At 65.4% G+C, this 6,672-nt stretch carries 8 protein-coding genes and 1 pseudogene; 2 read left to right on the top strand and 7 right to left on the bottom strand.

Annotation, left to right across the window (positions count from 1 at the left end):
* From C479_RS12490 to C479_RS12475, 4 genes and pseudogenes are all read right to left on the bottom strand, one after another.
* Positions 1 to 448: pseudogene (locus tag C479_RS12490) on the bottom strand (hypothetical protein); the annotation flags it as partial.
* Positions 449 to 465: 17 nt separating this feature from the next.
* Complete coding sequence (locus C479_RS12485; RefSeq protein WP_007703132.1) at positions 466 to 1,182, bottom strand: hypothetical protein; 717 nt, start codon at positions 1,180 to 1,182, stop codon at positions 466 to 468.
* Between the two features lie 24 nt (positions 1,183 to 1,206).
* Positions 1,207 to 1,686 (bottom strand): hypothetical protein, encoded by a 480-nt coding sequence (locus tag C479_RS12480; RefSeq protein ID WP_007703129.1) that lies wholly within the window; start codon positions 1,684 to 1,686, stop codon positions 1,207 to 1,209.
* Positions 1,683 to 2,975: a hypothetical protein gene (locus C479_RS12475; protein ID WP_007703127.1), complete on the bottom strand. Its 1,293-nt coding sequence runs from the start codon at positions 2,973 to 2,975 to the stop codon at positions 1,683 to 1,685. The genes C479_RS12480 and C479_RS12475 overlap by 4 nt, the downstream gene beginning before the upstream one ends.
* 267 nt (positions 2,976 to 3,242) lie before the next feature.
* Here C479_RS12475 and C479_RS12470 point away from each other — a divergent pair, with 267 nt between their 5' ends.
* Positions 3,243 to 4,301, top strand: a complete 1,059-nt coding sequence (locus C479_RS12470) for a ComEC/Rec2 family competence protein (protein WP_007703123.1) — start codon at positions 3,243 to 3,245, stop codon at positions 4,299 to 4,301.
* A complete protein-coding gene (locus C479_RS12465; RefSeq protein WP_007703120.1) occupies positions 4,298 to 4,570 on the top strand; it encodes a DUF3006 domain-containing protein in 273 nt (90 codons plus the stop codon). Before C479_RS12470 ends, C479_RS12465 begins: the two co-directional genes overlap by 4 nt.
* Positions 4,571 to 4,586: 16 nt before the next feature.
* Here the strand turns inward: C479_RS12465 and C479_RS12460 are convergent, their stop codons facing one another.
* The 3 genes from C479_RS12460 to C479_RS12450 all read right to left on the bottom strand — a co-directional run bounded on the left by C479_RS12460 (position 4,587) and on the right by C479_RS12450 (position 6,622).
* Positions 4,587 to 5,285 carry a DUF2270 domain-containing protein gene (locus C479_RS12460; protein WP_007703118.1) on the bottom strand — a complete coding sequence of 233 codons (699 nt, stop codon included), beginning with the start codon at positions 5,283 to 5,285 and terminating at the stop codon, positions 4,587 to 4,589.
* Positions 5,286 to 5,539: 254 nt separating this feature from the next.
* Positions 5,540 to 5,875, bottom strand: a complete 336-nt coding sequence (locus C479_RS12455; RefSeq protein WP_007703116.1) for a DUF7344 domain-containing protein — start codon at positions 5,873 to 5,875, stop codon at positions 5,540 to 5,542.
* 57 nt (positions 5,876 to 5,932) lie between these two features.
* Positions 5,933 to 6,622 (bottom strand): helix-turn-helix domain-containing protein, encoded by a 690-nt coding sequence (locus tag C479_RS12450; protein ID WP_007703115.1) that lies wholly within the window; start codon positions 6,620 to 6,622, stop codon positions 5,933 to 5,935.
* Positions 6,623 to 6,672 lie beyond the last annotated feature (50 nt).

Raw genomic sequence — 6,672 nt, 5'->3', positions numbered from 1 at the left:
AGAGATGTGTATAAGAGACAGTCGTTTCGCTGGCCGATTCGTCCAGCAGAAGGGGTGCCAGTGTCGCCATCGCGTCTCGTTCCCCCTCGTCGAACGAGGGCTCGGCGTCTTCGTCGCCGGCCAGTCGTGAAAGCGTCAGTATCGCCCGGAGTGACGCCACGTCGTCCGGATCGCCGGCGAGGATCGCCGCCGGGACCGAGTCGGCGACGTCAGGGCGATCGATATCGAGCGCTGCCAGGAGCGCCGCCGGCTCGGTGCCTTCGAGCAGGGCGGCCGCGTCCGATCCGAGCGCTCGAAGCGTGGTCCGCCCGGAGGCGGACAGGGCATCGGCCGGGTCGGACTCGTCGCTCCCCCTGGCCACGTCCGGAAGCGCGGCCCTCGCCTCGGCTATGAGTTTTCGTACCCGTTCGGCGACGTCGTCGATCGTGGACTGTGATGCGGTCGGCATTGTCGCGTTCTGGCTCGTCACTCCGATTCGTCGCCGTCGTCGGTGACGGCGTCGACGATTCGACCGACCATCTCCTCGTGCGTGATGTTCGCGGTCACGCCGACGTCCTTCGCGATCGACTGGAGATCGCGGTAGGAGATGGACTGGAGGTAAGCTTCGAGGGTCTCCGTCTTGAGCGAGTCGAGGTCGTCGACGTCGAGCGACTCGGCGTCGACGGCGTCGGGTACTGACACCTCGGACGTGTCGGCATCCTCCTCGGACGCCGTTTCAGATTCCACGTCGTCCCCTGACGCCGATTCGTCGTCCACGTCCTCGGGTTCGTCACCGTCGGCCACGTCGGCAGCCCCACTCTCGCCACCGATGGCGTCTGTGATGGTCGAGCCGAGCCCGGCATCCCGCGCGGCGTCGACGACCGTAGCGAGTGCCGACCCGCGCTCTCGTGACTCGGAGAGGGCGTCCGACAGGCCGTCGCTGACCGCCGTCGCGAGGTCGGCGAGAATGTCTCGCGGACCGGCCGACTCGTCGATGGTGTCGAGCGCCTCCTGGACGCGCCGGCCGATGGCCGCACCGACCCGTCGGCCGGCCGCCTCGCCAAGCCGGGCGCCGACCGCTCGCCCCACCTCCGCGGAGTCGACCTGCTCGCCCAGCGACTCGCCGCCGACGAGTCCGTCGACGTCAAACTGGTTCGTCGCCTCCTCGACCACGACCTCCGTCATGGAATCGGTGTCACTCATTGGAACCAGCGCTCGTTGCGACCGTCACGATTCGGCACTCGCGGCCGCCTCGGTCGATTCGTCGGAATCGTCCGCGGACTCCGACGCGGCGTCGTCGGTCCTGTCCGAGTCGTCGGCAGCGTCCGCCGGTTCGTCGTCCGCCGAGTCGGTGTCGCTCTCGTCCGCCGATCCGGAGTCGGCCTCGTCCGAGTCAGCTTCGCCGTCGCTCGCCTCCTCGGTGCTGTCCTCATCTCCGGCCGAGTCGGTGTCGTCCTCACCCTCGGCTTCCGTCCCGTCGCCGCCGGAGAGGAGGTCGTCGACGACGAACGAGCCGATCGTCTGGCCGAGTATCGCCCCGATCCTGCGACCGGCCATCGCACCGATCGCTCCGCCGAGGGCCTGCCCAAGGGGTTCGTCTCCGTCGAGCGAATCCTCCCACTGCGTGCCCTCGAGTAACTCCTCGATGTCGATGCTCCCCGTGATCTCGCCGTAATCGACCCGGTCGGTCAGGCTTCCGTCGCTCATTGGGTTCCTCCGAAGTCGTCCGTTTCGTCGTCTTGGTGTCGAGCAGGTGGGTGTCGCGTGGTCGGTCGTCCGTGGGCGGTCGTCTCAGCCTCATCGATCGTCGCATCACCCTCAGTCGTCCCAGCACCGTCGGTCGGTGCATCACCCTCTGCCGTCCCGTTCGCCTCGGGAACCCAGCCGCCGTCGGCGGCCGCCGGTTCCGCTTGCTCGCCCTCGCCGCCGGAGTCGCCGCTCCCGTCGCCCGTTCGCTGATCGACCGCTGCGACGAGGCGCTTCAGGCCGGTCTGGAGCGCCCACGAGAGCGCCTTCTCGACCGGGATCGAGGGTACCAGACTCCCCACGACAGATCGCAGTCGCGAACCGATCGACCGAAGGATTCCACCCCCGGACTCGTCTCCCTCGGCTTCCCCGGATTCGTCGCCCGCTTCCTCGGATTCCTGCGCGTCGGACGATTGCTCCTCGGCGTCGTCTTCCGAGTCCGAATCGGGTGTCGATTCGCCCTCCTCGGACTCGTCGCCCCCGGACCCGTCCTGGCCGCCGACGAACGGGATCAGACCGACGAGGCGTTTCTTCAGGCCGCCCAGTATCGAACTCGGCGTCAGTTTCCCCAGGGCGCTACGGAGCCCGGACAGCAGTCCGCCGCCACCGCCGACCCCGTCCAGGAGACCGGCGACCTGCGAGAGGAGGTTGCCGAGCAGCCGCTGTTCACCTGGAACGGCGGAGATGTCGAGGTCGAGCTCGGGCAGGTGAATCTCGAGTCCGAGCAGGTTGACGTGAAGGCCTTCGAGCAGGACGTGGAGAACCGTCGCCGACCCCTCGGGTTCGTCACCCGCTTCCCTGATCGTGACCTCCTCGGCCGATTCGATCTCGACCGCCTCCATCTCGACCGACTCGTCGCCCGCCCCAGACGACTCGGATCCCTCGTCCGCCGTCGACGAGTCGGCGTCCCTACCGGTCGCTTCGCCCTCGCTGTCCGCCGATGACTCGTCCGATCCCGCTCCGTCAGTCTCGGACTCCTGTTCACCGTCGCTCGATTCCTGCTCGCCGCTCCCTTCCTGCTCCTCGGCACTCCCCTCCGTTCCCTCGCCGCGCTCTTCTTGCTCCGCGCCGCCCGCCTGCTCGTCGTTCGCTTCCGCCTCGCTGGTGCTGTCTCCCTGCTCGCGTGCTGCGCTCGACGCGACGGCAAGCGCCGAGCGTTTCTCGCCGGACTCCGCCACTCCGGCTTCGGCGGATTCCGTGTCCTGTGTTGCACCGGTCGACTCCTGTTTCGCGTCAGATGACGGGGGCATGCTCGAACCAATAACAGGAAGACCAGCAGGCGGCCAGGTTCTTGGCCTTGCACGTGCTACTTTCGGGGTCCTGCCCGATTGCGAGACCGGCGATCGTGGCGACAGCGATCGCCTGGGAAAATCAGGACCCTGTGGCGTTGACAGCCACCTGGATTGAGGATAGAAAAAACGGAACACAGCATCCGATCACAGATTCGAGTATATTTCCCGCCGATCGTTTTAGAAATCCTCGATAAGGTATGTTCATCCCCGGGACCGAGCGATCACATGAGCCGTCGCGCACTGTTGGTCCTCGTCGTCACGTCGATCGTCCTCCTCGGCGGCTGCCTCGAAGCACTCCCCGACGGAACCTCCATCGGCGCAGCAGACGAACCGTCGGTGGTCGACGAGCTCGAGGGTGACGACGTCCTCGAGATCCACCACATAGACGTCGGGCAGGGCGACGCGACGGTCGTCCTCGCGCCGAACGGCGAGACGATGGTGATCGACTCCGGCGACTGGCACGACGACGGCGAGCAGGTGCTCTCGTTCCTCGCGGATCGCGGAATCGACCGAGTCGACCACCTGGTCTCGACGCACGGCCACTCGGACCACATCGGCGGCCACGCCGCCATCATCGAGCACTTCGAGACCCAGGGCGACGGTGTCGGTACCGTCTACGACTCGGGCGTCGCCCACACGTCGGAAACCTACGACGGCTACCTCGACGCGGTCGAGACACACGACGTGTCGCTCAAACAGGTGCAATCGGGCGATACGTTCGATCTCGGTGCCGTCGAGGCTCGCATCCTGAATCCGCCCACGGACTCGACGTCCGACGATATCGACGCGAACGGCGTCGTCCTGCGACTCGACTACGGCGACGTCTCTTACCTAACGACCGGTGACGCCGGCGCCGACGCCGAATCGCGACTCGCCGAAACCCAGGGGAGCGCACTCGACGTGGACATCTACCAGGCGGGCCACCACGGCTCGTCGACGAGTTCGACCTCGGCCTTCCTCGACGCCGTCGATCCGTCGATGACGGTGATCTCGAGCGCACAGGACAGTCAGTACGGGCACCCACACGACGAGGTGCTCCAGTCGTTCGCGGATCGCGACGTCGAGACCTACTGGACGGGCGTCCACGGTGACGTCCTCGTCGCGACCGACGGCGAGTCGATCGCCGTCGACACGGCGACCGACGTACCGACGGACGCCGCAGCGCTCCGCGACGAGAAGCCAGTCGACGGCGAATCACGCCTCCCACCGCCTGCGACCGTTTCGCCGGGCGCGCTCGTGGTGGGGATTCTTCCTCTCACAGCGCGGACGGGGAGGTACCCATGAGCACCGACGAAACCGCCGTCCTCGATCGCATCGTCGACGACGAGACGGCCGTCCTCCTGCTCGAAGACGACGGCGAGGTCGTCGACCAGGTGACCCTTCCGGCGGATCGACTTCCGGCGGACGGTCGGGCTGACGGGGCCGTGTACGACCTCGAAATGGACGACGAGCACATCGTCACCCTCTCTTACCGGGCTGACGAAACTGCATCGCGACGGGAATCCGCCCAGAATCGGTTCGATCGCCTCGCGGACCGCCTCGACGACGAGTAAGGGCCCGGCGGATGGCTCACTCCGAGCCCTTCCACTCGCCGTACTCACCCTCTCTGAACTCCTCTTTGGCTTCGCGTTCTCGCGGCCAGACCGTCACCGCCGCGACCACGAGAAAGTACGCGGCTACGATCACGACAACCACGGAACCGGGGACGGTCCCGATCGCAGCGTCGTCGACACTCGCCCGCGTCGGCGCGAACGCCGTCACGCGGAACACCCAGGCGAAGAGCAACACCCCGAGGAGCGCAGCGTAGATCCGTTTGAGTCTGTGTGCGATCGCCTCTCGCAACGAAATCTTCACCGTCGGACGACGATAATCCTCGCTGAGTTCGGCGCGCCAGTCCGAGTGCTCGAGCCCGCGGTCGGGATCGAGTGCAGGGGCGAACAGATTCTGCTGGAACAGCCGAATTCGTGACCGATAGACGTCGTAGTCGCGATATCTTCGCGCCTCGATGAGGAGAAAGACAGTCGTGATGATGACACCGATGAGGACGATGTAGTGTGGGTTATCCGGGCTCGAAAACGCCCACGTGAGGAGTGCGGCCATGATAGTCACCGTCCACGTCGTCGTCTGATCGAGCCGTGATCGCCAGGTCGTCTCCCGGTCGAGTTCGCCCCGGTAGGCGTGTCCGAGAATCGACGACAGGTACGAGGGATCGTCGTCGATCGATTTGCCCACGTGAGCCTCGTCCGGATCGTTTTGGTCGCCACTCACGGGACGTCACCCGCGTTCGATCGTCGCGGCGGAACACCTGGGCCTCGCTCACTCGAGAGAACGGTGCGGCCCTCGATTCGCGTCCGTTGCTGTCGCCACATGAGTCACTCGAACGTACTACGTGACCGAAACCGAAGAACACCGACCCAGCGTCTCCCACTCGCCGATCACCGATCGAGTCGGCGGAGACTCGCGTGAGCAACCCGGGGCCACCGGCGTTCGGTCGGTTCACTTCGTTCCACTCCCAACCTCGATCACGCCCCAGCAACGTGAGAACCGTAGACCACGGTGACGAGATCGGCATCGTCAGCTTCGAACGTGACCTGATCCGTGATCGAGACGAACTCATCGCCTGGCTCGTAGTCGACGATACCGCGATCGCGAAGCCGTGGAAGGTGATTGTGACGGAGCGCGATGCGCGCCGCCGTCGGATCGTCGAACGTGCTACCGCCTGCCCGATCGACCAGTCGTTCAGCCAACACCGATATCGGCAGCGACCCGCTTGCAGCCAGAATCGAACAAAGCCGACGGCGATCGCCGTGGGTGAGCAGTTCCGAACTGTCGACGGCCGGCCAGCGAGGTGAACTCATTGTAGTGCCTCTACTTCACCAACGGGACCGACGCCCCTGTGCAACCGGACTGTACTATCAGTGTTTCAAGTCGGGGTCGGGAGCATCGGGCGCCGCGTACTCCGCGGAGACGACCAGCGTATTTCCGATCAACGCCTGGTTCGCCCGTTGAAGGCGCTTCGAGAGCGATTGCTGCGTAATGTCGAGTTCGTCCGCGACGTCCGTGAGCGCCGCTTCCTTCGGTGTCTCGAAGTAGCCGGCCTCCCACGCTGCGACCAGCGCCTCCTGCTGTTTCGGTGTCAATCCGTACTGACCGCCGGTTTTCGGCTGCGACAGCTGGGTGAGTTGCTGCAGACTGAACGCGATCCGGTGTCTCTCACAGTAGTCCTGAAAGGCACCGAGCTGGTCGCGGTCGTCGAAGCGAATGCGAAGTTCCCACCGCTGGTCGGTCCCCGTCGCCTCCAGGATCACGGCATCGATTTCGGTGTACGCGTACAGGACCGACTGGACCTGTGCCGTCCACTCCGCACGGTAGAGTGCCGAGTCAGCAAACTCGTCCAGTTTCTTGATGTGCTGAATCGTTGGATCGCCTCGCGCCGCCGTCTCGAACGCACTGGGTGAGACGCCAGAAATCCAGAAATACGGTGTCAGAACCTCGTCCGTGACCACGACGCGTTCGATCTCGATCGCCAGGTCCGGCACCGCCGTGAGCGTCTCGTGGAGTGCGAACGCCGATGACGGAACGTGGAATTTGCCGAAGATACTCACAACACGCGTAGGCAACCAGCCGATAAAAGTGGTTAGATAAGACAGGAACC

Origin of the sequence: Halovivax asiaticus JCM 14624 (assembly GCF_000337515.1) — an archaeon.
Classification (GTDB): domain Archaea; phylum Halobacteriota; class Halobacteria; order Halobacteriales; family Natrialbaceae; genus Halovivax; species Halovivax asiaticus.
This window is presented reverse-complemented; position numbering and strand designations above follow the sequence as displayed.

Bases quoted from the DNA above. Each gene is read 5' to 3' on its own strand.
- C479_RS12485 (WP_007703132.1), bottom strand. From the start codon at position 1,182: ATGAGTGACACCGATTCCATGACGGAGGTCGTGGTCGAGGAGGCGACG.
- C479_RS12480 (WP_007703129.1), bottom strand. From the start codon at position 1,686: ATGAGCGACGGAAGCCTGACCGACCGGGTCGATTACGGCGAGATCACG.
- C479_RS12475 (WP_007703127.1), bottom strand. From the start codon at position 2,975: ATGCCCCCGTCATCTGACGCGAAACAGGAGTCGACCGGTGCAACACAG.
- C479_RS12470 (WP_007703123.1), top strand. From the start codon at position 3,243: ATGAGCCGTCGCGCACTGTTGGTCCTCGTCGTCACGTCGATCGTCCTC.
- C479_RS12465 (WP_007703120.1), top strand. From the start codon at position 4,298: ATGAGCACCGACGAAACCGCCGTCCTCGATCGCATCGTCGACGACGAG.
- C479_RS12455 (WP_007703116.1), bottom strand. From the start codon at position 5,875: ATGAGTTCACCTCGCTGGCCGGCCGTCGACAGTTCGGAACTGCTCACC.